A 23,052-nucleotide genomic window follows, 5' to 3' on the forward strand; every position below is an offset into this window, starting at 1 on the left:
AACGTTGAAAAGGCTATGTAAGAAGAAAAAAACTTAGAAGTATGAGTGCTTCTAAGTTTTTTTGTTTCTACTAAAAATTATCCAAAAATTTCTTTTGCGAGAGCTTTTCCTTTCGGAGTTGCTGCTAAGCCACCTTCAGCAGTTTCACGGAAGGCAGTTGGCATAGCTGAACCAACCTGATACATAGCATCAACGACCTGGTCGACTGGAATGGCTGATGTGATGCCTGCCAAGGCCATGTCAGCAGCTACTAGGGCAAAGCTTGCCCCCATAGCATTACGTTTGACACATGGGACCTCAACCAATCCGGCTACAGGGTCGCAAATGAGTCCCAACATATTCTTAAGCACAAAGCAGATGGCCTGGCTGGCTTGGAAAGGTGTTCCACCAGCAGCCATTGTAATAGCGGCAGCAGCCATAGCAGAGGCGGAACCGACTTCAGCTTGGCAGCCTCCCTCGGCACCAGATATCGAGGCATTATTTGCGATGACTAAGCCAAATGCACCAGCAGTAAAGAGAAAATCCAATTGTTGTGATTCGGTTAAGCCCAGTTTTTCGATAGCAGTTGTAAGAACAGCAGGTAGACAACCAGCTGATCCAGCAGTTGGTGTGGCACAAACCAAGCCCATCTTGGCGTTAGATTCATTGACTGCCATGGCATTTCTAGCAGCACCTAAGACGGCAGAATCAGCCAAGGTCTTTCCATTTTTGATATAGGCATCCAGTTTGGCAGCGTCTCCCCCGGTTAAGCCAGTTGGTGATTTCTCAGGAGACAAACCAGCCTGAACAGACTCCTTCATCACTTCAAGATTTCGAGCCATCAGAGCTAGGATTTCAGGACGTTCCCGTCCAGTTAGCTCTGTCTCTGTAGCAATCATGAGTTTGGCGATATTACCTTGGTAATCTCGGTCAGCTTGTTGAACTAATTCTTCAATAGTGTAAAACATGCAATCCCCCTCTTAGCTGAAAAAGTTGACATTATGTAGATGAGGAATTCTAGCGATTTCAGTGACGGCCTCATCACACTGGTGCGAGTCAATTTCGATAATCATAATGGCCTTTTCACCGGCGTTTTCCCGAGTAACAGTCATTTGGGCGATATTGATGCCATAACGCAACAAAATATCTGTGACAAGGGCAATCATTCCTGGAACGTCTTGGTGGACAATGATGAGAGTCGGTGTATTCATCTTGAGATTGACCGCAAAACCATTGAGTTCAGTTACTTGGATATTTCCTCCACCGATAGAAACGCCTGTGGCAGAAATGGTTTTTGTAGCATTTTTTAAGGTGATACGAGTCGTATTGGGGTGTGGCGCATTACTATCCTTGTTAATTTTCCAGTAGACCTTAATGCCTTTTTCGTATGCGATATCCAGAGCGCGTGGGATGTCAGGGTCGTCCGTTTCCATACCTAAAATACCAGCTACTAGAGCCACATCAGTCCCGTGACCTCGATAGGTTTTGGCAAAGGAATTAAAAAGTTGAAATTCTACCTCAGTCGGTGTCTCACCAAAGATGGCAGAAACAATCTTGCCAATACGAACAGCTCCTGCAGTATGACTAGAGGAAGGCCCGACCATGACAGGTCCGATGATGTCAAAAACGGATTGAAATTTTAAATTTTTCATAACACGCCTCGTTTGATTAATCTTGTATTTTCAGTATACCACGAATTAAAGAGATTCGCTGTTTAAGTAAAAATCTATAGAATCAAAAAAATAAGCTACTTTAAGCTTTCTTTAAGGTTCAATGGATATAATAGCAGTCTATTAAGTAAGCAATACTTATTTTTCATAAATCTGAGAGGGTGGCCTGCGGGTCGCCCTTTTGTGTTTCTTTGTTTATATATAGCTGGATTGTGGTAAAATAGAGCCTAAAGATTTCCAGTTAGAAAGGATATACCATGACCTACACGCATTTACTTTTCGACCTTGACCACACCCTCCTAGATTTTGACCGTGCTGAAGATTTGGCTTTGACCTACCTTCTTGAAGGGGCTGGGGTGGCTTCACGAGATCTTAAAGTTTACAAGGATCACTATATCCCCATGAATCGTTCCATGTGGGAAGATCTCAATCATGGTTTAATCACTAAGCCGGAATTGCTTCGCACTCGCTTTTCTCGTCTTTTTGAGCATTTTGGACAGGAGGTTGATGGCAGACACTTAGCTGGCCGTTACCAGCATTTCTTGAGCCAACAGGGGCAGGAGTTGCCTCAGGCCCATGCTTTCTTATCGAACGTTAAAAATCGCGGTCACAAGATTTATGCAGCAACTAATGGTGTTAGCTACATCCAACGTGGTCGTCTGCAAGCCTCAAGCATCTTGCCTTTCTTCGACGATATTTTCATTTCAGATGAAGTGGGTGCCCACAAACCGTCTACGGACTTTTTTGAAAAAATTGCGGATCAGGTGAATGACTTTCATCCCGATTCGGCCCTCATGATTGGTGATAGTCTAACTGCTGATATTCAAGGTGGTAATAATGCAGGAATTGACAGCATTTGGTTTAATCCAAAAGGTTTGGTTAATGAGACTCCAGCTGTTCCAACCTATCAAGTCAAAAACTACCAAGAAATTTTGACGATTTTGAGCAAATAGACCTCTTTTCAAATTGTATTTACCCATGACTATTAAGAGCTTTTCAGCTCTTTTTTTGCTACAATGAAAGCATGAATAATCTGATTAAACATAAGCTGGAATTGCTCCCAAACAACCCGGGGTGCTATCTCCACAAGGACAAATTCGGCAATATTATCTATGTCGGTAAGGCTAAAAATCTAAAAAATCGTGTGCGTAGCTATTTTCGTGGAAGTCATGATACTAAGACGGAGCTTTTGGTATCTGAGATTGCAGACTTTGAATTTATCGTAACCGAGTCCAATATTGAGGCCCTGCTTTTGGAAATTAATCTTATCCAAGAGAATATGCCCAAATTTAACATCCGCCTCAAGGATGACAAGTCTTACCCATTTATCAAGATTACTAAAGAACTCTATCCAAGGCTCTTGATTACCCGCCAGGTTAAGAAGGATGGAGGTCTCTATTTTGGTCCTTACCCAGACTCTGGTGCAGCTAATGAAATTAAGAAGCTTTTGGACCGTATTTTCCCCTTTAAGAAATGTAAAAATCCCGCCAACAAGGTCTGTTTCTATTACCATATCGGACAATGTAATGCCCACACCATCTGTCACACCACTGAGGACTATTGGCAAGGTTTGGTTGAGGATGTCAAGAATTTCCTAAACGGTCATGATGATAAAATCGTTAATCAGCTTAAGGCCAAGATGAAGGATATGTCTGACCAGATGGAGTTTGAGCGTGCTGCGGAGTATCGTGATTTGATTGAGGCAGTATCGACGCTCAGGACTAAGCAGAGGGTTATCCGTCAAGACATGCAGGACCGTGATATCTTCGGTTACTACGTGGACAAGGGCTGGATGTGTGTTCAGGTTTTCTTTGTTCGCCAAGGGAAACTCATTCAGCGTGATGTCAATATGTTCCCTTATTATAATGATGCTGAGGAAGATTTTCTAACCTATATGGGTCAGTTTTATCTGGATAGTCGTCATCTCAAGCCTAGGGAGATTTTCATTCCAGGGGACATTGATCAAGAGTCTGTCGAAGCTCTAGTTGGAGATGAGGTCAAGGTCTTTAAACCTCAACGTGGCGAGAAGAAGCAGTTGGTTAATCTGGCGACGAAAAATGCCCGCGTCAGTCTGACCCAAAAATTTGACCTCCTTGAAAAAGATCTAGCCAAGACACAAGGAGCCATTGAAAATCTAGGCAAACTCATGGGAATTCCGACACCGGTTCGCATCGAGTCCTTCGATAACTCTAACATCATGGGAACGAGTCCTGTATCCGCCATGGTCGTCTTTGAGAATGGGAAACCCAATAAAAAAGAGTACCGCAAATACAAGATTAAGACGGTTGAAGGGCCTGACGATTATGCTAGCATGCGTGAGGTCATTCGTCGTCGTTATAGTCGTGTCAAACGCGATGGGCTAACGCCACCAGACCTTATTATCATGGATGGTGGTCAAGGACAGGTCAATGTGGCCAAGGATGTCCTGCGTAATGAATTGAATCTCTCTATCCCAGTTGCGGGGCTTCAGAAAAATGACAAGCACCAAACCAACGAATTGCTCTTTGGGGACCCCTTGCAGGTTATTGATTTGCCACGTCAATCCGAGGAATTTTTCCTCCTTCACCGTATCCAAGATGAAGTTCACCGTTTTGCTATCACCTTCCACCGTCAAGTTCGTAGTAAAAATAGTTTCAGTTCCAAACTTGATGGTGTGGAGGGCCTTGGACCAAAGCGTAAACAAAAACTCCTCAAACACTTCAAGTCTATGACAGCTATCCAAAAAGCTACCGTTGAGGATATCCAAGCACTTGGCATTCCAGAAAAAGTGGCTCAGGCTCTATTGGATAAGTTAGGAGAAGATAACAATTAAAGAAACTTAAATTCATTAAGCCATTTTTTTGTTATAATAAGAATAATTAAAAAGGGAAAGGAGTCCTGCTATTAAAAACGAAGCTAAAATTGAACGTCTTTATGATAGGGGGCGTCGTGGCTTTCTTCGAGGTATCTTTAGTCGTGCCACGATTATCTTCCTAATCATCTTACTACAGCTTGTTGTTGTAGCCATGTCATACTTATGGTTGAGACAGTACAGGGTGCACTTGCAAGTAACGGAAGTGGTCCTCCGTATTCTGGCCATCGTCTATCTCTTTCAAAGTGATATGGAATCAACGGCTGTTAATACGTGGCTGCTGATTGTCTTACCTTTCCCTATTATCGGAACCTTACTCCTAGCCTATACGAAACTAGATTTGGGCTATACAGGGATGAAGCGTGCGATTCAGAGCAATATTGACCGCAGTTCTGGCCTATTGAAACAGGATGATCAGGCTCTCGAAGAGCTTAAGGAACGTCACACGAGCAACTACAACTTGGTCCAATATCTTGAAAATGTGAATGGGCATTTTCCTGTCTATCGACACACGAAGACGACCTATTTTCCAAGTGGTGAAGCTAAGTTTGAGGAAATGAAGAAGCAACTCCTTAAAGCGGAGAAGTACATTTTCTTGGAATATTTCATCATTGGTGAAGGTGAAATGTGGGGTGAAATCCTAGCAATCTTGAAACAAAAGGTTCAAGAAGGGGTGGAAGTGCGAGTCCTATATGACGGAATGAATGAATTTTCAACCTTAAGTTTCGACTATAAGAAACGTTTGGAGAGAATTGGGATTCAATCTCGTGTTTTTGCCTCTGTAACGCCTTTCTTGTCGACCTATTACAACTATCGTGACCATAGAAAAATCTTGCTTATTGATGGTAAGGTTGCTTTTACAGGTGGGGTTAATTTAGCTGATGAGTATATCAACAAAATTGAGCGTTTTGGCCATTGGAAAGATACCGCACTTATGGTTGAGGGGCCAGCAGTCGACACTTTCTTAGTCCTCTTCCTTCAGATGTGGACTTACTCTCATGAAACACTGGATGTGACACCCTATATGGTTGAGCATGAGGCCTTCGATACTCCTGGTTTTGTTGTCCCTTACGGGGATATCCCACTTGATAAGGATAAGGTTGGTGAGAATGTTTATATTGATATCCTAAACCATGCGCGTGATTTTGTTCATATCATGACACCTTATCTTATTTTAGATGGTGAGTTACTGCATGCTTTGAAGTTTGCGGCTGAGCGTGGGGTAGACGTCAGTATCATCATGCCTGGTATTCCTGATAAAAAGTCAGCTTACTACTTAGCTAAGACTTACTACCCAACACTTTTGGCATCCGGCGTAAAAATCTACGAGTACACACCTGGATTTGTTCATGCCAAGGTCTTTGTGAGTGACAATAGTAGAGCTGTTGTTGGAACAATTAATTTGGATTACCGTAGTCTTTATCATCACTTTGAGTGTGCGACCTATCTTTACAGGACGTCATCAGTGGTTGGTATTGAAGAAGATTTCCAAGCGACAATGGCCAAGTGTCATCGAGTCAGCATGGCTGATATTAAAAATCGACCATTCCACCAAAAGTGCTTGGGCTTATTGACCAGATTAGTTGCGCCATTGATGTAGTGACAAGACTTGTTATAAGAGGGTTGAGCCCTCTTTTTTTATAGTTTAAAATAAAGATAATGAAGTCGAAGGAGAAAATGATGTTAACCATTCGTCCAGTCAGCTTGTCAGATGCACAGGCTATTCAGGCCATCTATGCACCCTATGTCGAGAAGACAGCTATTACCTTTGAATATGAGGTTCCCAGTGTTCAAGAGTTTGAAAAACGCATTAGCAAGACGATTGAAAAATACCCTTATTTAGTAGCAGAAGAGAATGGCCAAGTTCTAGGCTATGCTTATGCCTCAACCTATTATGCTCGTACAGCCTATGATTGGACGACAGAGCTGTCTATCTATCTTCATGAAGATGCACGTGGTCGAGGTTTGGGAAGCCAGCTCTATGATGCCCTAGAGAAGGAACTTGAAAAACGAGGATTCTTACGTTTCCTAGCCTGCATTGCAGTTCCTAACGAGTCCAGTATTGCCATGCATGAAAAACGCGGTTATGTTCAAGTTGCCCATTTTCCAAAAGTTGGCTACAAGTTTGAGCAATGGCACGACATCGTCTGGATGCAAAAGACGATCGATGGTCCTGTTAGGAAAATACAGTAGAAGCTTGCCGAGCCTAAACCACAATAGCTAATTATCCCTGCCTTTTGCATAGGCTAAAATGATACTAATAAAATTACTGAAAGAGATCGGAAAGTTGTGATGGTCTCCCCTACATGAAAGGAGCTTATATGTCTCAAGTAAGCAGTGCTAGACTGTTACCTCAAAAGCCCTCCAAATGGGCTAAAATTCTACTTAACCGAAAGGTTCCTATTCTCCTGTTCTTCTTACTGGAATTGGCCTTTCTTGTCTTTTCATATCTCAGCCTACAAGAGCATTTCCCATCCATTATCTTATGGGAACACCTATTGAGTGTCTTTACCTTCTTTTACTTGCTCAATCGTTCCATGGATTCTCGTTCCAAACTGTCCTGGGTGATTATCATTGCCCTCTTTCCAATTTTTGGGACGGCTCTGCTTTACTTTTCACTGGCTGATTTGGGTGTGAGACGCTTGAAGAAACGGCTTGAGGATGCTACAGTGCAGGCATCCGACCATTTAAGCACCGATCCAGAAGTTGCTGATTATTTATCCCAAAGTGATCGCCAATTACAAAAGTTAGCCTATTTTTTGGAGCATAGTCCAGCACAGTTTCCTATCTACAGAGACACTGAGGTTACCTATTTCCCACTTGGAGATGACATGCTTCCAGCCTTGTTGGAGGATTTGAAAAAGGCGGAGCGTTATATCTTCATGGAATATTTCATTATTGACGAAGGGATCATGTGGGGTGAGATTTTAGCCATTTTGGAGGAGAAGGCCAAGGCAGGTCTTGATGTCCGTGTCATGTTTGATGGGATGAATGAGATGACTACCTTGTCCTACGATTATATCGAGCGGTTGCACAAGGTTGGCATTAAAGCTCAGGCCTTCTCGCCAGTCAAGCCTATTCTATCAACCTATTACAATTACCGAGACCATCGAAAGATTACAGTGATTGATGGTCAAGTTGCTTATACTGGTGGCGTTAATATCGCTGACGAGTATGTCAATAAACGAGAACGCTTTGGTCATTGGAAGGACACAGCCCTTCGATTAGATGGTTCAGCAGTTCAAACGCTAAAAGCTCTCTTTTTGACCATGTGGACAGTGACTGGAATAGAAGATAAAACGGATATGGAGCACTATCTACAAGAAAAACCTCAACAAAGGAAGAGTTCGGGCTTTGTACTCCCTTATGGCAATTCACCGCTGACCTACCACAAGGTTGCCGAAAATGTTTATTTACATCTTCTGAATACATCAACTAATTATGTCTATATCATGACGCCTTATCTGATTTTGGATGATGAATTGGTCAGAGCCATGACCTTTGCGGCCAGACGAGGTGTGGATGTGCGTATCATTATGCCAGGAATTCCGGATAAACAGTATGCCTTTGATATTGCAACTACCTATTTTAAAGCTCTCTTGGATGCTGGCGTCCGTATTTTCCGCTATACCCCAGGCTTTGTCCATGCTAAAGTTTATGTTTCTGATGGCCAACAAGCTGTGGTAGGTACCATTAACACAGACTATCGAAGTCTCTATCAAAATTTTGAAGACGGGGTTTATCTCTACAAAAATCTGGAAGTGATTAAGATTGAACAAGATTTTGAGAAAACTCAGGCTCTCTCAGAGGAAGTCACTCTGGAAAGTTTATCAAAAATGCCTATAGCACATCGTCTAGGTGGCTATCTCTTTTCCCTGATTGGACCATTGATGTAAAAAAGGAGGAATCATATGGATACAAAAATTCTTTTGAAATTGTTAGAAGACCAAGCTGATCCAGCGAAAGTCTCAGCAATGGAAGCTTATATGAAAAATAAATTCAGCTTTCTTGGCGTTCAAAAACCAATTCTCAAAAAGATTGAAAGAGAGTTTTTTAAGCCTTTCATAAAGGATCCAATTGATTGGACTTTTGTGGAAGAGTGTTGGCAGCAACCTTACCGTGAGTTTCAATATATTGCTATGGATTATCTGGATAAAAAGAAGAAGGAGCTTAGACCTGAAGATTTTCCAAAGCTAAAGGAATTGGTTCAAACCAAATCATGGTGGGACAGTATAGATCAGTTGGACCGTATCATCGGGGAGATTACTTTTCACTACCCAGAAACCAAGAATATCATGCGTCAATGGAGTCTGGATGAGGATTTTTGGTTGAGACGTATTGCCATCGACCACCAGCTTATGCGTAAAGAATTGACTGATACAAACCTCTTAGCTGAGGTTATCTGTAACAACTTTGGACAGACTGAGTTTTTCATTAACAAGGCTATCGGTTGGAGTTTGCGCAATTACTCAAAGGTAAATCCTGATTGGGTTCGAGCTTTTATTGATCAACATGCTAGTCAAATGGCATCTCTTAGCATTCGTGAGGGAAGTAAGTATTTATAGAAATCAAGAGCTTGACTCTTGCGTTCATTATGCTAGAATAGAAACATGCGATGAGTCGATTGGCTCTTTGGAGCCTTTTGCGCTGAGGAGGTCTACATTAGATTGTAACGCAGGAGCGGACCTTGAGTAGTTGTGTGAACCTGCTACTCTCATCGAAAGATGCCTCCTATCCCTTACCATTTGGTAGGGGATTTTTTCTTTATTCTTGGCGTTTTAACCCTTTTCAACTGGGCTTAAACGTAGTATAATAGATTCACTAAACTAAATTGATAGAAAATTCCGAAAGAGGTTTTACTATGGGATACACAGTTGCTGTTGTCGGTGCTACAGGTGCCGTCGGTGCTCAAATGATCAAAATGTTGGAAGAATCAACACTTCCAATCGATAAAATTCGCTACCTTGCGTCTGCACGTTCTGCAGGGAAAGTCTTGCAATTTAAAGGACAAGATGTGACTATCGAAGAAACGACTGAAGACGCATTTGAAGGTGTAGATATTGCACTTTTCTCAGCTGGTGGATCTACCTCTGCTAAATATGCACCATTCGCTGTTAAAGCTGGTGCAGTAGTCGTTGATAATACATCTTACTTCCGTCAAAACCCAGATGTACCATTGGTTGTACCTGAGGTCAATGCACATGCGCTTGATGCTCACAACGGTATTATCGCTTGCCCTAACTGTTCAACGATTCAAATGATGGTTGCCCTTGAGCCAGTTCGTCAAAAATGGGGCTTGGACCGTATCATCGTGTCAACTTACCAAGCTGTATCAGGTGCTGGTATGGGAGCAATCCTTGAAACACAACGTGAGTTGAAAGAAGTTTTGAATGACGGCGTTAACCCACGTGATGTCAAAGCTGAAATCTTGCCATGTGGTGGCGATAAGAAACACTTCCCAATCGCCTTCAACGCCTTGGCTCAAATCGACGTCTTCACTGAAAATGACTACACTTACGAAGAAATGAAGATGACAAACGAAACTAAGAAAATCATGGAAGACGATAGCATTGCCGTATCAGCAACATGTGTACGTATTCCAGTCTTGTCAGCTCACTCAGAGTCAGTCTACATTGAAACAAAAGAAGTGGCACCAATTGACGAAGTGAAAGCTGCTATTGCAGAATTCCCAGGTGCAGTCCTTGAAGACGACGTTGCTAACCAAGTCTACCCACAAGCCGTTAATGCTGTAGGTTCACGTGATACATTCGTCGGACGTATCCGTAAAGACTTGGATGCTGAAAAAGGTATCCACATGTGGGTTGTTTCAGATAACCTCCTTAAAGGTGCCGCTTGGAACTCAGTCCAAATCGCAGAAACACTCCACGAACGTGGTTTGGTTCGCCCAACTTCAGAATTGAAATTTGAATTGAAATAGGGAGCAAAACAGAAATCAGTAACTCGAAGAGTTTGATTTCTCCTTCGCTTTTATAATTTAAGGCTTAGGCTATAAAAGTCCACAGGACTTTTATACCACCCCCCGCACAGTTGATTAGGAAGTACGAATGTTGTAGACATGAGTAGTTCCAATCAATCACTGCGTTATGATTCAGGAATCAGTAAGGATTTAATGTTGTATTTAAATACTAAAGTCAAGCTGAATCCTATAAAGCAGAGAGACTTCTCTCTGTTTTTTTGTTTATTAGCTATCAAATGGAAATAGTCAGTCCTCACGTTTTCAGAAAATTGTCAACTTATCTGTCTGTCTTGTCAAAATTATGGTAAAATGGAAAGGATTAGAAAACGGTTGAAGGAGAATATTATGTCAATTGATCAATTAAGAGATGTCAAACTGATCACAGCCCTTATTACACCTTTCCACGAAGATGGCTCTATCAATTATGATGCCCTTCCAGAATTGATTGAGCATCTTTTGGCTCACCATACAGAAGCTCTTCTTTTGGCGGGAACAACGGCTGAAAGTCCAACACTTACTCACGATGAGGAGTTGGAACTCTTTGCGGCTGTTCAGAAAATTGTTAATGGACGTGTGCCATTGATTGCTGGTGTCGGTACCAACGATACACGCGACTCTATCGAGTTTGCTAAAGAAGTTGCCAAATTTGGTGGTTTCGCAGCTGGTCTTGCTATCGTGCCTTACTACAACAAGCCATCACAAGAAGGTATGTACCAACACTTCAAAGCCATTGCGGATGCTTCTGATTTGCCAATTATCATCTATAACATCCCTGGTCGTGTGGTTGTTGAAATGGCTCCTGATACCATGCTTCGTTTGGCGGAACATCCAAATATCATCGGTGTTAAAGAATGTACTAGCCTTGCAAATATGGCCTACCTTATCGAACATAAACCTAAAGATTTCTTGGTTTATACAGGTGAAGATGGGGATGCCTTCCACGCTATGAATCTTGGAGCTAACGGTGTCATCTCAGTAGCCTCTCATACAAACGGTGATGAGATGCATGCCATGCTTGAAGCTATTGAAAATAGTGACCTCAAGACAGCAGCAGCTATCCAACGTAAATTCATTCCTAAAGTTAACGCTCTCTTCTCAGTACCAAGCCCTGCACCTGTTAAGGCTGTTCTTAATCATCTTGGTTTCGAAGTTGGACCACTTCGTTTGCCATTGGTTGCATGTACTTCAGAAGAAGCTAAACGTATCATCAAGGTTGTCCTCGAAGAAGATGTCGAGGCAACACGTGAGACAGTTACAGGTGTCGTTCGTCCAGATTATTAAGAAAATGAAGTTGAGCAGCTTGCTCAGCTTTTTTAGTTGAATAGGTTAAATCTCACAAAATAAGCTGATATAGGGTCTAAAAGCAGTTTTCTATCATGAAAATTGGCTTTTTTTGATATAATTATAGTTAGTGTGCTTAAAAAGAAAGGAAGTTTCATGAATCAACTTGAACAAAAACTTGAGCAGGATTTTGGTATTGTTTTTAGCCAAAAAGACCTCTTAGAAACAGCATTTACCCATACCTCATATGCCAATGAGCACCGCCTCCTAAACATTTCACATAATGAACGTTTGGAATTTTTAGGAGACGCGGCTCTGCAATTAGTCATTTCTGTTTATCTATACAAACGCTACCCTAATAAGCCAGAGGGGGAAATGTCTAAGATGCGTAGTACTATCGTTCGTGAAGAAAGTTTGGCAGGTTTTACAAAGGCCTGCGGTTTCGAGCAGTATATCCGTCTTGGTAAAGGGGAAGAAAAATCTGGTGGACGTGAGCGTGCCACTATCCTTGGTGACCTCTGGGAGGCCTTCCTGGGTGCCCTTTATCTGGATCAAGGGTTACCTGCTGTTGAGAAATTTTTGAATCAAGTCATGATTCCTCAGGTTGAAAAGGGGAACTTTGACCGAGTAACCGACTATAAGACAGCCTTGCAAGAGCGTCTTCAGGTCAATGGTACGGTTGATATTACTTATACCGTTATCGACGAGTCTGGACCAGCTCATGCCAAAGAATTTACTATGCAGGTAGCTGTTGATGGTAAGGAACTCAGCACAGGTCTTGGAAAATCTAAGAAATTAGCTGAACAGGCAGCGGCTAAGGCTGCCCTTGAACAACTAGGGAATTAAGCATGTATTTGAAATCAATTGAAATGCAGGGCTTTAAATCCTTTGCGGACAAGACGCAAGTTGTCTTTGACAAGGGAGTAACAGCCGTTGTAGGTCCAAATGGATCGGGAAAATCAAATATTACAGAGAGTCTACGCTGGGCACTGGGTGAATCCTCTGCCAAGAGTTTGCGTGGAGGCAAGATGCCTGACGTTATTTTTGCAGGGACAGAGGTTCGTAAGGCTCTCAACTATGCGGAAGTGGCAGTTACTCTTGATAACAGTGATGGCTTTATCGCGGGTGCTAGTGAAACCATTCGTGTGGAGCGTCACATTTATCGAAATGGTGACAATGATTACTTGATTGATGGTCGTAAGGTTCGTCTGCGTGATATTCATGACCTCTTCATGGATACCGGTCTGGGGCGTGATTCTTTTTCCATTATTTCCCAAGGTCGTGTTGAGGCTATTTTTAATGCCAAACCCGAAGAACGCCGCGCTATTTTCGAAGAAGCCGCAGGGGTTCTTAAATATAAGACACGTAAGAAAGAAACGGAAAGTAAGCTTAATCAAACCCAAGATAACCTTGATCGTTTGGAAGATATCATCTACGAGCTGGACGGTCAGGTTAAACCGCTTGAAAAGCAAGCAGCGACAGCTAAACGTTACTTGGAATTAGATGAGGAACGTAGACAGACTCAGCTTAATCTTTTGGTCCACGATATTGAAGTTGGTAAATCTGATTTGAGCCAGACCCAAGAGGATTTGGCAGCGGTCAAGGAAAAGTTAACCAGCTATTATGAGGAACGCCATCGTCTAGAGACTGAGAACCAAGAACTCAAACAAAAACGACATCAAATTTCAGAACAAATTTCTTCTGACCAACAAACCTTGGTGGATGTCACACGACTTATTAGTGACTTTGAGCGTCAAATTGATCTTTATACCATGGAGAGTCAGCAGCGTTCAGAGAAAAAAGAAGAAACTGAAGCTCGTCTCAGTGAGTTAGAGCATTTGAAAGAAGAAGCTCAGGCAGCACTCGATAAGGTTAATCAAGGCCAAGTTGAATTGAATACTGAGTTGGATAGCCTTGCCCAAGAGCTGATTGCTATTCAAAAAGAACTGGAGCAATTTTCTGATGATCCAGATACGCTTATCGAACGTTTACGTGAAGACTATGTTGGTCTGATGCAGGAGGAAGCTAAGGTTTCCAACAGTTTGACTCAGGTCACTCACGACATGGACAGTCAGACACAAGCGCTTGAGGCACAAGCTGAAGAATTTAAACAAGCTCAGGCTGATTTGCTTTCCGCTCAGGAAGTGGCTAGCGAAACCCAAAAAGCTTATCAAGCGGCCCAAGCAAGTCTTCAAAACCTTCTAAATATCTACAAAGAAAAGGCTCAGGCTTATCAAACTCTTGATAAGGACTATCAAGAGGCTCAAAAGCAGATGTTTGACCTCATGGATCACCTTAAGAGTAAAGATGCCCGTCGTCAAAGTCTTGAATCTATTCAAAAAAATCATTCTAATTTCTATGCAGGGGTTAAGGCTGTCCTTCAAAACGCCCAATCCATTCAAGGAATTATTGGTGCAGTTAGTGAACACTTGACCTTTGATACGCGCTATCAGACGGCTCTTGAAATCGCTATGGGGGCTAGTGGGCAAAATATTATTGTTGAGGATGAAGCGGCTGCTAAGCGTTCGATTGACTACTTGAAGCGCAATCGTCAGGGGCGTGCAACTTTCTTGCCGTTGACAACCATCAAACCACGTCAACTTAATGGACAATTTGCTCAAAGTCTTGCCAATGCACCGGGCTTTATTGGTTTGGCTTCCGATTTGGTTACCTATGAGGACCGTTTATCTAATATTTTCCAAAACCTTCTAGGGGTAACGGCAATCTTTGATACCATTGACAATGCTAATAAAGCAGCTCGAGCTGTTCGTTTCCAAGTACGTATGGTTACTCTTGACGGGTCTGAGATTCGTCCCGGTGGTGCCTTTGCTGGTGGTACCAACAAACAAAACAATAACCTCTTTATCAAGCCTGAACTGGATGCATTGACTGCTGAAATTAACCAGATTAAGGCTCAATTAAGTGATAGTGAAGCCAAAGTTGAAGCCCTCCAAATCAAACGTAAGGCTCTACAGAAAGAGTTAGAAGACCTTAAGCTAGATGGTGAAAATGCTCGTCTTCAGGAGCAAAAACTAGACCTAGAACACCAACAAGCCTTGTCTGATGTGGAGAAAAATCAAACCCTAGTGGATAGTTTCAAACAGGATTCTCAGGGAACTGATGGAGCAAATCTTCAAGATAAGGCTGAACAACTTAAAGCAGAGTTAGCACAAATTGCATCCAAGCGTGAAGCCATTAACGACCGTATTGAGGCTATTAAGGAAGATAAAGACGCTCTTGGCCAACAAAAACAGGTTCTCTTAGACAAGCAATCTGAACTTCAGTTGAAGGAACGTGATTTGCAAGCAGAATTGCGTTTTGCTAAGACAGAGAGCAATCGTCTTCAAGCCGACTTGTCTGAGTTAATGAAGGAATCGGATAGTCTTAAAGCCCTCCTTAATAACCAGGTCAATGATGACCAAATTGACCGTCTTCCGCATTTGCAAGCACAGCATAAAGAAGCTGTTCAACGTAAGGACGATTTGGAACAAGCTCTTGTCCGTGCCAAGATTCAGGTGCAAGATTACGAAGGTCAGTTGGAAGACTTGGAGGAGCGTTTGGCTAAAGCTGGCAATCGTAACGAGGACTTGATTCGTCAGCAGACTCGCTTGGAAGAACGTGAAAGTCAGATTAGTCAATCGCTTCGTAAGTTTGCGACTCAGTTGGCTGAAGATTACCAGATGACACTTGAAGTTGCCAAAGGTCAGGCTAGTCCTCTTGACAATGTCGAACAAACTCGCCAGAATCTGCAAGGTCTTGAACGTTCGATTAAAGCTTTGGGTCCGGTCAATGTAGATGCTATTGCCCAATTTGAAGAGGTTAAGCAACGTCTTGATTTCTTGAACGGACAAAAGGATGATTTGCTCGAAGCTAAGAGCCTCCTTCTGAATACCATAAATGACATGGATGATGAAGTGAAATCACGCTTTAAAGCAACCTTTGAGGCTATCCGAGAAAGCTTTAAACAGACCTTTACCCAGATGTTTGGTGGAGGTTCAGCAGACTTGATTTTGACCTCAGACAATCTCCTAGAGGCTGGGGTAGAAATTTCTGTGCAGCCACCAGGTAAGAAAATTCAATCACTTAACCTTATGTCTGGTGGTGAGAAGGCCTTGTCAGCTCTTGCCCTTCTCTTTGCCATCATTCGTGTTAAAACCATTCCATTTGTTATCCTTGACGAAGTAGAAGCGGCTTTGGATGAAGCCAATGTTAAACGCTTCGGTGACTACCTTAATCGTTTTGACAAGTCCAGTCAATTTATTGTAGTTACCCACCGTAAGGGAACGATGTCTGCAGCAGACTCTATTTATGGGGTAACTATGCAGGAATCAGGTGTCTCGAAAATCGTTTCGGTCAAACTGAAAGACCTTGATTTAGACTAAAAATAGATTATATTTTCATGAAAGATAGTTGATAGCTTTATCACTATCTTTTTTCATTGTCTCAAAAAATTTGTAAGGACTTTCAGAAAAACATTAAGTTTGCGCTTTCAAAATTACGCAATCGATTGCGTAAAATGGCTTAACAAAGGCTATGATTAGGATTTTAGGGTTTATGAGAGAGAGGGTGACTTGTCATTTTGCACTGACATGTTACAATATTTAAGGAAATGTCATATGGGGATATGGTGTTTTTTGAAGTTAGTTATAGTGTATGTGTTAAGATACGATTTTCTGGACACATTTAGGCTTCGCGTATACAAGTCTAAGAAGTCTTCTTTCGAGCAAAAAATCCAGGCTGGGAAACCTGGATTTTTTCTTTGTCTTTTGAGTTTATTGGTCATCTTTTTCAGCTTGAGATTTGGCTTGTTTGATACCAGCATTAACTAAGCCCTGCATGATAGCCCCAAAAAAGATAGCTTCAAAGATGCCTGATAGCATATTACGGATTGAGAATAATTCTGTCAAATAGTCTTTATTGTCAACTAAGAAGTGAACTAGGGGCATGCCTAAGAACATGCTAATCCCAAAGCATAAACCTGACTTAAGCCCCACGTGCTTAAGTTGTTTTTTCTCTTTCTCAGTCAGTTCTTCCTCGTCAAAAGCATTAACAGCACTTATCTTTAACTTATAAGTAAGGATGCTGCTAACTAACAGAATGATAATCAAGAGGAGGATAGGATAAATACGAGCTACAAGTTCGGGATACTTAAAGCCTATAAGAAAGGCAATACAATTACCACAAAGTAAGGTAAAGAAAAGAACTACGAAAGCTATGTTACCCATTCGATCAACCTGTTGGCGCTTTTGTTCATCTAAAGGACCTGTGATACCATAAAAACGTTTAATGAGTTTGTCAGTGAAAGTTTCTTTAATCATGATTTACCTCTTTCTATCTTATATCTCTATTCGGAATTTCCATCCCAAAAGAGACTGTTAAGATCCGTATCTAGAGCTTTAGCTAGATTAAGACAGAGCTCTAGTGTTGGGTTATACTTGTTATTTTCGATCATGTTAATGGTCTGTCGGGAAACGCCAATAGACTTTGCAAGTTCTAATTGCGAAAGCCCCATATTCTTTCTAAATTCCCTGACATGATTCATAATGGGCCTCCTTCTGAAAGATAAGCTAACGAGTTACTGTAAGTAGCAATTAAATATGTCAACTTTATCTGACATAATTGTAGCAAGTTTATATAGATGTGTCAATTATCTTAGACATATTTTCCATTTTGGCATTAACTAAAGGTTTCTTTGTCAGCTCTTGAAAGCTTTTTGTTTTTTTGGTAAAATTGATAGTAATTGAATAGAAGTCGTAGAGACTAGTAACCTTATGGAAATTGACAGGGATTGGGGGTCATGGACTGGAAGCCTCCTCAAGGGAAGTTTGGCGAATTCACTCATGAAGACGACTGACGAATCAAGGTCTGGGTAACCAGATAAAAAACGGATGGTACCGCGTGTCAACGCTCCGGGTTGGAGTTTTGGCATGTGGTTTTTTTGTTTGCGATTCGAAATTGTTACATAAGAAAGGAATCTCATGGATTTACAAACACAATTGCAAGAGTTGAAAACATCAACGCAGGCTAAATTGGCTGAAATGCGTGGTGAACACTCTAAAGAATTACAAGAATTGCGTGTTGCAGTTTTGGGTAAAAAAGGCTCTTTGACAGATCTTTTGAAGGGGCTCAAAGACCTTCCTAATGAAGAACGCCCTAAAGTTGGTAAAATGGTCAACGAAGTTCGTGACGTTTTGACTGAAGCTTTTGATGAAGCCGCTAAAATTGTTGAAGCCGCTAAAATTCAAGCACAACTTGACTCTGAAAGTCTTGACGTAACCCTTCCAGGACGCCAAGTCAAACTTGGTAACCGTCATATTCTTAGCCAAACAGCTGAGGAAATCGAAGACATTTTCTTGGGGATGGGCTTCCAAATCGTTGATGGTTTTGAAGTTGAGACTGATTACTATAACTTTGAACGTATGAACTTGCCTAAAGACCACCCAGCCCGTGATATGCAAGATACCTTCTACATTACTGAAGAAATTTTGCTTCGTACTCACACAAGTCCTGTTCAAGCTCGTACACTTGATAAACACGATTTTTCTAAAGGTCCACTTAAGATGATCTCACCAGGACGTGTTTTCCGTCGTGATACAGATGATGCGACTCACAGTCACCAGTTCCACCAAATCGAAGGTTTGGTCGTTGGTAAAAACATTTCAATGGGTGATCTTAAGGGAACGCTTGAAATGATTATCCAAAAAATGTTTGGTGCAGAACGTCAAATCCGTTTGCGTCCTTCTTACTTCCCATTCACTGAGCCTTCAGTTGAAGTTGACGTGTCATGCTTTAAGTGTGGTGGTAAAGGATGTAACGTATGTAAGAAGACAGGTTGGATCGAGATCCTCGGTGCTGGTATGGTTCACCCACAAGTGCTTGAGATGTCAGGAGTTGATTCTGAAGAATACTCAGGTTTCGCCTTCGGTCTTGGTCAAGAACGTATTGCCATGCTTCGTTATGGTATCAACGACATTCGTGGTTTCTACCAAGGGGATGTTCGCTTCTCAGAACAGTTTAAATAAGGTTTAGGAGGTTGTCATGTCAGTCGTTATTCGTAAGGTTCTTCCGGAAGAAGTAGCAGAATTAAAAGTTATCTCCGAAGATACCTTTAGAGAGACTTTTGCTCATGATAATACCGAAGCCCAGTTGCAAGGTTACTTTGACACTGCACTTTCTGAGGAAGTCCTCTTAGATGAAATCACTCAGGAAGAATCGCGTTACTTTTTCATTCTCGTTGATGGTGAAAAGGCAGGTTTTCTAAAGACTAATGTAGGTTCTGCTCAAACAGAGCAGCACTTGGATAATGCCTTTCAAATTCAACGTATTTATATCAGTCAGGCCTTCCAAGGCATGGGCTTGGGTAAGCAACTCTTTGAGTTTGCCTTACAAGAAGCTCGTGATTTAGGTTGTGATTGGGCCTGGTTGGGTGTTTGGGAAAGGAATTTCAAAGCACAGATATTTTACGATAAATATGGCTTCGAAAAATTCGCAGAACACGATTTTCCAGTTGGTGATGGTAAAGTAGACCGCGACTGGTTGCTTAAATTAAAACTATAAACCGATTATTATGTTGATTGAGAGGATTTTATAAGGCGATTAAACGTGTTAGTTCGTCTTCCTCTTATATCAGATATACATATTCCTAAATTACAGAAAGGATTTGAACCCGCCCTAAGCTCTGGGCAAAAAAGATAAAGTCACCTAGGTGCTGATGCACCAACGTTGCCTTTCCTATTTTTGCTGAGAGCTATTAACGGGCTTGGTATCATAATTATGCTAGTTAGTTATAAATGGTTAAAAGAGTTGGTTGATGTGGATGTTACCACTGCTGAACTCGCTGAAAAAATGTCGACGACAGGTATTGAAGTGGAAGGTGTTGAGACACCTGCCGAAGGCTTGTCAAAATTGGTTGTTGGTCATGTCTTGTCATGTGAAGATGTGCCTGACACACACTTGCACTTGTGTCAAGTAGATACAGGAGATGCTGAAGGTCCACGTCAAATTGTTTGTGGTGCTCCAAATGTCACTGCTGGTATCAAGGTAATTGTTGCTATTCCTGGTGCCCGCATTGCGGATAACTACAAGATCAAAAAAGGTAAGATTCGCGGGATGGAATCTCTCGGTATGATCTGTTCTTTGGCAGAGCTTGGACTTCCAGATAGCATTATTCCTAAGGAATTTGCGGATGGTATCCAAATTTTGCCAGAAGATGCCGTACCTGGAGATAGCATCTTCCCATATCTTGACCTTGATGATGAAATCATCGAATTGTCAATCACACCTAACCGTGCGGATGCTCTTTCTATGCGTGGTGTGGCACATGAAGTTGCTGCAATCTATGGAAAATCTGTTCACTTCCCAGAAAAAACGGTTACTGAAGACAGCAAACCAGCTTCTGATAAGATTTCAGTAGCCATCGAAAGTGATAAAGTGGCTACTTATGCTAGTCGTGTGGTTGAGAATGTTACTGTTCAACCAAGTCCACAATGGTTGCAAAACCTTCTTATGAATGCTGGTATCCGTCCAATCAACAACGTGGTTGACGTGACAAACTATGTTCTTCTTTATTTTGGACAACCAATGCATGCCTTCGATTTGGATAAATTTGAAGACTCACGTATCGTTGCTCGTGATGCCCGTGATGGGGAAAAATTAGTCACTCTCGATGGTGAAGAACGTGAATTGACTGCTGAAGATATTGTTATTACAGTTGCTGACAAACCAGTTGCCCTCGCAGGTGTTATGGGTGGCGCTTCAACTGAAATTGACAACAATTCTAAAAATGTCGTTCTCGAAGCTGCTGTTTTTGATGGAAAATCAGTTCGTAAGACAAGTAGCCGTCTCAACCTTCGTTCAGAATCATCATCACGTTTTGAAAAAGGTATCAATAACGACACTGTCCTTGAAGCGCTTGATTTTGCTGCAGCTATGTTGCAAGAATTGGCAAATGGAACGGTTCTTGCAGGCCGTGTTCAAGCGGGATCTGTTGATACAGAGCCAGTTCAAGTTTCTACAAGCCTTGACTACGTAAATGTTCGCCTTGGTACAGAATTGACTTTTGCAGATATTGAAGATGTGTTTGCAAAACTTGGTTTTGGATTGACTGGTGATGCTGATAAATTCACAGTATCTGTACCACGTCGTCGTTGGGATATCAGTATCCAAGCAGACTTAGTTGAAGAAATTGCACGTATTTACGGCTATGAAAAATTGCCTACGACTCTTCCAGAAGCAGCAGGAACAGCTGGTGAGTTGACTGAGACACAAGCGCTTCGTCGCAAGGTTCGTACCATTGCTGAAGGTGCTGGATTGACGGAAATCATCTCATATGCTTTGACAACACCTGAAAAAGCTGTTGAATTTGCTGTGACACCTACTAACTTGACTGAGTTGATGTGGCCAATGACTGTTGACCGTTCAGCCCTCCGTCAGAACATGGTCTCTGGTATGCTTGATACTGTTGCTTACAATGTTAACCGTAAGAATAGTAACGTTGCTATTTACGAAATCGGTAAGGTCTTTGAACAAAACGGTAATCCAAAAGAGGAATTGCCAAATGAAATCAATACCTTTGCCTTCGCTATTTCTGGTCTAGTAGCTGAAAAAGATTTCCAAACTAAAGCAACACCAGTTGATTTCTTCTACGCCAAAGGTATCGTTGAAGCTCTCTTTGATAAACTTGAAGTTTCAGTTGACTATGTACCGACAAAAGATCTAGCAAGTATGCACCCAGGTCGTACAGCTGCTATTGTCCTTGATGGTCAAACGATTGGATTCCTTGGTCAGGTTCACCCACAAACTGCTAAAAACTACGGTATTCCAGAAACTTATGTCGCTGAAATTAACCTTAGTGCTGTAGAAGCAGCCTTGCAACCGGCTCAACCATTTGTTGAAATCACAAAATTCCCTGCAGTATCACGTGATATTGCCCTTCTTCTCAAGGCAGAAATTACTCATCAAGAAGTTCTTGATGCTATCTACTCTGCAGGAGTGAAACGCTTGGTTGCCGTTAAACTCTTCGACGTTTACGCAGGTGAAAAACTTGGTGCTGGAATGAAATCAATGGCTTATAGCCTTACCTTCCAAAATCCAAATGACAACCTCACAGACGAAGAAGTTGCTAAATACATGGAAAAAATCACCAAAGCTCTTACTGAGAAAGTCGAAGCAGAGGTTCGTTAATAGTTAAAAAATCCATCTGAGAAGATGGATTTTTAAGTGACTAGACTATATTACAAAAAGGAGTTAATTTGTTTTTAGAGTTCTTTGACGGTGTATGGGGACACTACACTTTTGAATCTGATAAAGTCAATGTTCTGATTGGTGGTTTACCCAGTCTTGCTTATCCCTTGGGGCAAGTAATATTTGTATTATTAGTCTACAGGTTACTCGTTCATCAATATTTTAAAAAATTTTTAACCATGTCACCTCAGGATATTTGGGCTTGGCATAAAGAAACGTTCCGCAAAAGTAAATTATCTTTCATTGTCATCCCAATAGTTTATCTGTTCGTTTTCGGAATGACCTATGTTTTAGTTGAAGATGTTTTGACTACCGTCACTATTTACAAAGACTATAGAGGCCCTATAGCTAAAACCATTGATGGTCAAGTTGAACAAATAGATATTAGTCATGTTGGGACAAAAACGAGTAGTGCTAGGATTAATGCTCACTTTGTAAGCTCTGACGGGCAGACTTATGACATTCACCTGATAAACGGTGACAAGAGAATCGCTAATTATATGCGCCATCATAAGTCAGAGTCCTACACAGCAATCCTTTCCTTTGATAAACATGGCAAACCAGTTTACATTTCTAAATTCTGGGAATAAGCAGTCTGGATAGCTCTTTCAGGGATTTGCACTTGACAAATATGTAAATTCTCTGCATAATAAAAGAAAAAGCCATGAAAAGAGGGTAGCCATGCAAATTATTAAACGTAATGGTCAAGTTGCTGAATTTGATCCTGATAAAATTTACCAAGCCATCTTAAAAGCAGCACAGACTGTGTATGTTCTTGATGATACTTGGCGCCAAAACCTTGCTCAAGTTACGAAAAAAGTAGTGCTTGATCTTCAAGATGCTCAGGTGGAACGCCCAACCATTAACATGATTCAGTCATTGGTTGAAAATCGTCTCATGGAAGCAGGCTTTATCAATATTGCTGAGCATTATATTTCATACCGTTTGCAACGAGATTTGGAGCGTAACGGTTATGGTGACAAGGTCATTGTACACCTACGCTTTGAGCAGACTAAATAAGAAAAGCCATCAAGCGATGGCTTTTTTTGTGT

General features: G+C 41.6%; 19 protein-coding genes. 15 read left to right on the top strand and 4 right to left on the bottom strand.

What is annotated here, in order from left to right:
• Positions 1-77: 77 nt before the first annotated feature.
• Entirely contained in the window at positions 78-947 is an 870-nt protein-coding gene (gene sdaAA, locus NST80_RS03990; protein WP_021147208.1) for an L-serine ammonia-lyase, iron-sulfur-dependent, subunit alpha, read from the bottom strand.
• Between the two features lie 12 nt (positions 948-959).
• Positions 960-1,631, bottom strand: coding sequence for an L-serine ammonia-lyase, iron-sulfur-dependent subunit beta (sdaAB, locus tag NST80_RS03995; RefSeq protein WP_126429695.1), 672 nt, complete (start codon positions 1,629-1,631; stop codon positions 960-962).
• A gap of 275 nt (positions 1,632-1,906) precedes the next feature.
• On the opposite strand from sdaAB, the gene NST80_RS04000 reads away from it, so the two are divergent.
• The 10 genes from NST80_RS04000 (at position 1,907) to smc (ending at position 16,140) form a co-directional block, all read left to right on the top strand.
• Positions 1,907-2,602 carry a YjjG family noncanonical pyrimidine nucleotidase gene (locus tag NST80_RS04000; protein WP_048675436.1) on the top strand — a complete coding sequence of 232 codons (696 nt, stop codon included), beginning with the start codon at positions 1,907-1,909 and terminating at the stop codon, positions 2,600-2,602.
• Between the two features lie 71 nt (positions 2,603-2,673).
• Positions 2,674-4,461, top strand: coding sequence for an excinuclease ABC subunit UvrC (uvrC, locus tag NST80_RS04005; protein ID WP_183138182.1), 1,788 nt, complete (start codon positions 2,674-2,676; stop codon positions 4,459-4,461).
• Between the two features lie 88 nt (positions 4,462-4,549).
• On the top strand, positions 4,550-6,100 hold the full coding sequence (gene cls, locus NST80_RS04010) for a cardiolipin synthase (RefSeq protein ID WP_183138303.1): 1,551 nt from the start codon (positions 4,550-4,552) through the stop codon (positions 6,098-6,100).
• A gap of 80 nt (positions 6,101-6,180) precedes the next feature.
• The gene (locus tag NST80_RS04015) at positions 6,181-6,693 is read left to right on the top strand and encodes a GNAT family N-acetyltransferase (protein ID WP_045001650.1); all 513 of its coding nucleotides are present in this window, start codon (positions 6,181-6,183) and stop codon (positions 6,691-6,693) included.
• 128 nt (positions 6,694-6,821) lie between these two features.
• Positions 6,822-8,396 (top strand): cardiolipin synthase, encoded by a 1,575-nt coding sequence (gene cls / locus NST80_RS04020; RefSeq protein WP_045002063.1) that lies wholly within the window; start codon positions 6,822-6,824, stop codon positions 8,394-8,396.
• Between the two features lie 15 nt (positions 8,397-8,411).
• Entirely contained in the window at positions 8,412-9,065 is a 654-nt protein-coding gene (locus NST80_RS04025; RefSeq protein ID WP_014633003.1) for a DNA alkylation repair protein, read from the top strand.
• A 296-nt stretch (positions 9,066-9,361) separates the two neighbouring features.
• Positions 9,362-10,438: an aspartate-semialdehyde dehydrogenase gene (locus NST80_RS04030; RefSeq protein ID WP_014633004.1), complete on the top strand. Its 1,077-nt coding sequence runs from the start codon at positions 9,362-9,364 to the stop codon at positions 10,436-10,438.
• 384 nt (positions 10,439-10,822) lie between these two features.
• On the top strand, positions 10,823-11,758 hold the full coding sequence (dapA, locus tag NST80_RS04035; RefSeq protein ID WP_014633005.1) for a 4-hydroxy-tetrahydrodipicolinate synthase: 936 nt from the start codon (positions 10,823-10,825) through the stop codon (positions 11,756-11,758).
• 156 nt (positions 11,759-11,914) lie between these two features.
• Complete coding sequence (gene rnc, locus NST80_RS04040) at positions 11,915-12,604, top strand: ribonuclease III (protein WP_002885331.1); 690 nt, start codon at positions 11,915-11,917, stop codon at positions 12,602-12,604.
• A gap of 2 nt (positions 12,605-12,606) precedes the next feature.
• On the top strand, positions 12,607-16,140 hold the full coding sequence (smc, locus tag NST80_RS04045; protein WP_014633007.1) for a chromosome segregation protein SMC: 3,534 nt from the start codon (positions 12,607-12,609) through the stop codon (positions 16,138-16,140).
• A 390-nt stretch (positions 16,141-16,530) separates the two neighbouring features.
• Here the strand turns inward: smc and NST80_RS04050 are convergent, their stop codons facing one another.
• Positions 16,531-17,076 carry a DUF3278 domain-containing protein gene (locus tag NST80_RS04050; RefSeq protein ID WP_014633008.1) on the bottom strand — a complete coding sequence of 182 codons (546 nt, stop codon included), beginning with the start codon at positions 17,074-17,076 and terminating at the stop codon, positions 16,531-16,533.
• A 26-nt stretch (positions 17,077-17,102) separates the two neighbouring features.
• Complete coding sequence (locus NST80_RS04055; protein WP_004182348.1) at positions 17,103-17,300, bottom strand: helix-turn-helix transcriptional regulator; 198 nt, start codon at positions 17,298-17,300, stop codon at positions 17,103-17,105.
• Between the two features lie 436 nt (positions 17,301-17,736).
• Here NST80_RS04055 and pheS point away from each other — a divergent pair, with 436 nt between their 5' ends.
• The 5 genes from pheS (at position 17,737) to NST80_RS04080 (ending at position 23,020) form a co-directional block, all read left to right on the top strand.
• A complete protein-coding gene (gene pheS / locus NST80_RS04060; RefSeq protein ID WP_014633009.1) occupies positions 17,737-18,780 on the top strand; it encodes a phenylalanine--tRNA ligase subunit alpha in 1,044 nt (347 codons plus the stop codon).
• Positions 18,781-18,796: 16 nt separating this feature from the next.
• Positions 18,797-19,315 carry an N-acetyltransferase gene (locus NST80_RS04065; RefSeq protein ID WP_045768603.1) on the top strand — a complete coding sequence of 173 codons (519 nt, stop codon included), beginning with the start codon at positions 18,797-18,799 and terminating at the stop codon, positions 19,313-19,315.
• A 216-nt stretch (positions 19,316-19,531) separates the two neighbouring features.
• On the top strand, positions 19,532-21,940 hold the full coding sequence (gene pheT, locus NST80_RS04070) for a phenylalanine--tRNA ligase subunit beta (RefSeq protein WP_014633011.1): 2,409 nt from the start codon (positions 19,532-19,534) through the stop codon (positions 21,938-21,940).
• A 68-nt stretch (positions 21,941-22,008) separates the two neighbouring features.
• Positions 22,009-22,590, top strand: a complete 582-nt coding sequence (locus tag NST80_RS04075; RefSeq protein ID WP_045768604.1) for a hypothetical protein — start codon at positions 22,009-22,011, stop codon at positions 22,588-22,590.
• Between the two features lie 91 nt (positions 22,591-22,681).
• Positions 22,682-23,020, top strand: coding sequence for an ATP cone domain-containing protein (locus NST80_RS04080; protein WP_002891184.1), 339 nt, complete (start codon positions 22,682-22,684; stop codon positions 23,018-23,020).
• Positions 23,021-23,052: the final 32 nt, after the last annotated feature.

Source organism: Streptococcus sp. FSL K6-1323 (assembly GCF_038630745.1).
GTDB classification, from domain to species: Bacteria; Bacillota; Bacilli; order Lactobacillales; family Streptococcaceae; genus Streptococcus; species Streptococcus salivarius_D.

What these genes read in the sequence shown, in the direction of transcription:
- NST80_RS04000 (WP_048675436.1), top strand. Translation starts at nt 1,907, where the DNA reads ATGACCTACACGCATTTACTTTTCGACCTTGACCACACCCTCCTAGAT.
- NST80_RS04025 (WP_014633003.1), top strand. Translation starts at nt 8,412, where the DNA reads ATGGATACAAAAATTCTTTTGAAATTGTTAGAAGACCAAGCTGATCCA.
- smc (WP_014633007.1), top strand. Translation starts at nt 12,607, where the DNA reads ATGTATTTGAAATCAATTGAAATGCAGGGCTTTAAATCCTTTGCGGAC.
- rnc (WP_002885331.1), top strand. Translation starts at nt 11,915, where the DNA reads ATGAATCAACTTGAACAAAAACTTGAGCAGGATTTTGGTATTGTTTTT.
- sdaAB (WP_126429695.1), bottom strand. Translation starts at nt 1,631, where the DNA reads ATGAAAAATTTAAAATTTCAATCCGTTTTTGACATCATCGGACCTGTC.
- pheT (WP_014633011.1), top strand. Translation starts at nt 19,532, where the DNA reads ATGCTAGTTAGTTATAAATGGTTAAAAGAGTTGGTTGATGTGGATGTT.
- dapA (WP_014633005.1), top strand. Translation starts at nt 10,823, where the DNA reads ATGTCAATTGATCAATTAAGAGATGTCAAACTGATCACAGCCCTTATT.
- cls (WP_045002063.1), top strand. Translation starts at nt 6,822, where the DNA reads ATGTCTCAAGTAAGCAGTGCTAGACTGTTACCTCAAAAGCCCTCCAAA.
- NST80_RS04080 (WP_002891184.1), top strand. Translation starts at nt 22,682, where the DNA reads ATGCAAATTATTAAACGTAATGGTCAAGTTGCTGAATTTGATCCTGAT.
- NST80_RS04030 (WP_014633004.1), top strand. Translation starts at nt 9,362, where the DNA reads ATGGGATACACAGTTGCTGTTGTCGGTGCTACAGGTGCCGTCGGTGCT.
- uvrC (WP_183138182.1), top strand. Translation starts at nt 2,674, where the DNA reads ATGAATAATCTGATTAAACATAAGCTGGAATTGCTCCCAAACAACCCG.
- pheS (WP_014633009.1), top strand. Translation starts at nt 17,737, where the DNA reads ATGGATTTACAAACACAATTGCAAGAGTTGAAAACATCAACGCAGGCT.
- sdaAA (WP_021147208.1), bottom strand. Translation starts at nt 947, where the DNA reads ATGTTTTACACTATTGAAGAATTAGTTCAACAAGCTGACCGAGATTAC.
- NST80_RS04015 (WP_045001650.1), top strand. Translation starts at nt 6,181, where the DNA reads ATGTTAACCATTCGTCCAGTCAGCTTGTCAGATGCACAGGCTATTCAG.
- NST80_RS04050 (WP_014633008.1), bottom strand. Translation starts at nt 17,076, where the DNA reads ATGATTAAAGAAACTTTCACTGACAAACTCATTAAACGTTTTTATGGT.
- NST80_RS04055 (WP_004182348.1), bottom strand. Translation starts at nt 17,300, where the DNA reads ATGAATCATGTCAGGGAATTTAGAAAGAATATGGGGCTTTCGCAATTA.
- NST80_RS04065 (WP_045768603.1), top strand. Translation starts at nt 18,797, where the DNA reads ATGTCAGTCGTTATTCGTAAGGTTCTTCCGGAAGAAGTAGCAGAATTA.